Origin of the sequence: Mesorhizobium sp. M1A.F.Ca.IN.020.03.2.1 (assembly GCF_004023205.1) — a bacterium.
In the GTDB taxonomy this organism is placed as follows: Bacteria; Pseudomonadota; Alphaproteobacteria; order Rhizobiales; family Rhizobiaceae; genus Mesorhizobium.
The window spans coordinates 1-1,404 of the sequence record NZ_RZSV01000459.1 but is presented as its reverse complement, the minus strand read 5'-3'; the positions used below and the strand labels follow the sequence as shown (position 1 = coordinate 1,404).

Below are 1,404 nucleotides of genomic sequence, written 5' to 3'. Positions count from 1 at the left end.
GCTCAGGCCCAGGCCGGTGCCCCCCTTCTTGCGGGTGCTGGAGGCATCGGCCTGCTCGAACTTGCCGAATATGCGGCTGCGGAACGCTTCCGGGATGCCGGTGCCTTCATCGACAACGGAGATGCGCAGCATGTCGCGCTCGCGACGCTGGAGCTTCACCATGACAGTGCCGCCGGGATCGGAGAACTTCATCGCGTTCGACAGCAGGTTCGCCATCACCTGGTGCAGGCGATCGGGGTCGATATTGGCTTCGGCGCGCGGGGCATCGTCGACCAGGACGATGCGGATCCCGCTATCGGCCATGTAATTGGAACTGGCGGCGATGGCCTGCTCCAGGACCGCACGCACTGGCATCTGCTTGATTTTGAAGGTGATGACGCCCGACTCGATCTTCTCCATGTCGAGAATGTCGTTGATGAGAAGAACCAGCCTTTCACTGTTGTTGTGGGCGATGTTGACGAGGTTGGCGGCCTTGGGCGGCAGCTCGCCCGCGACGCCGGCTGCGATCAGGCCAAGCGAGCCGCGGATGGATGTCAGCGGCGTTCGCAATTCGTGGCTGACCGTGGAAATGAAGTCGTTCTTGAGCTGGGCGTTTCGCTTCTGCTCGGTGATGTCGCGATTGTAGGTGATGACGCCGACGATCTTGCCGGCCTCGTCGCGGAACGGCGCCTTCAGAGTGTAGAGCCAGCCCTGCCTGCCGTCAGGCAGGAGCGCGGGCTGATCGATGCGCAACGTCTGCCCGGCCTCCAGCGCGCCCATTTCATCCTGCCTGAAGCGCTCGGCCACGTCCTTGGGATAGAAATCGAAATCCGTCTTGCCGATGAGGTCCTCGACGGAGGCGGCGCGCACCAGTTCGGCGGTGGCTGGATTGGCCGCGATGAAGCGCCCCTCCGCATCCTTCACGTTGAGACTATCCGGCAGCTCGCGAACCATGGCACGGAATATCATGTTGGACACGGCGAGATCGCGTCGCCGCTGCTGCCGATCGAGCAGCACGGCAATGATGAAGGTGCTCAGGAAGCGGAACAGGAGCGACGGCAACGTGCTCTGCTGCACGAAGCCGGTCACGACCTGCGAGGGAATGACCAGAAGCGTGATGAGCCCGGCCAGCGCGACCGACAGGCCGAGGCCGAGTATGTCGAACATGGTGCGCGAGCGGACCGCGACGATGTGGTGCCAGGCCAGGCCGACGACGGCGGTGATCAGGATGCTCATGACGCCGGCTTCGGCGCCCTGACCGCCCAGATGAAGACGATAGGCGATGGAGCCGGCAGCGGCGATGAGCATCGCCGGCCATCCGCCGAAGAACGCGGCCGCGCCGATAAACGCGGCACGCAGGTCGACGATGAAGCCGGAGACGGACAAGGCCGTCGCCATGGAAATGACCACGCCCCCGCACATGAC

The 1,404-nt window shown here is 64.0% G+C and carries 1 protein-coding gene; it reads right to left on the bottom strand.

Translation table 11 applies throughout. The features are described from left to right. Positions 1–1,401, bottom strand: a 1,401-nt coding sequence (locus EOA79_RS32020; RefSeq protein ID WP_348631877.1) for a PAS domain-containing protein, incomplete at its 3' end; no start/stop codon positions are given. Between the last annotated feature and the right edge of the window lie 3 nt (positions 1,402–1,404).